Below are 633 nucleotides of genomic sequence, written 5' to 3'. Positions count from 1 at the left end.
TCTCGTGATGTTTCAAGCAAAGCATCCAACGACGAGAGCGCGGTATCGATATCTCGATTGCCCATCATGGCTCGAATTTGGATCAGCTTGAACAGCAAGTGCTCTTGGCTTTGTTCTGGTGTCAAACTCAGCCCTTTATCTACCACTGCTAAGCTCTCTTTATCGCGCCCTAACAACTCAAGAACAGTCGACTTCGCCAGCCAATAACGAATCAACAGATCCTTGGGCTGGTTTTGCAGTAGAGAGTCTTCTTCTAATGATTCGATTTGTGCTAGTGAACTTTGTGGCAGCGCGTAAATTTGGCTCTCAATCCCTTCAAGAGATTGCAGAAACTTATCTTTTGGCTCAGGGCTTTGCGCGTAGACTTTGGTCGTCAAAAACACGAACCAAAACACAAGCGACAACGCTCTGAGCTTATAAAATTGCGACATTATTATTATTCCCTGATGGGTAGTTACTTCAGTGTGGTGGGAAGTTTTGATTATTATTTTGCACGTGAATGACAATGGTCACACCGCGCATGCTTTCCCATGCATTCTGTAGTGAATAATAAATCACCAACTTTCGATGTAGAAACGATTTCGTCCCACAAAAAAGACAAAGAGAATAATTTTCAACCATAAAAGGAATTTT

Annotated in this window: 1 pseudogene; it reads right to left on the bottom strand. The window is 42.5% G+C overall.

The features are described 5' to 3' along the window. A pseudogene (locus R7Z49_RS25875) lies at positions 1 to 431 on the bottom strand (GGDEF domain-containing protein); the annotation flags it as partial. Positions 432 to 633: the final 202 nt, after the last annotated feature.

It is taken from the genome of Vibrio sp. 1562 (assembly GCF_033340155.1).
Taxonomy (GTDB): Bacteria; Pseudomonadota; Gammaproteobacteria; order Enterobacterales; family Vibrionaceae; genus Vibrio; species Vibrio alginolyticus.
The sequence above is the reverse complement of the archived record's forward strand: the minus strand, read 5'-3'. Positions and strand labels throughout refer to the sequence as shown.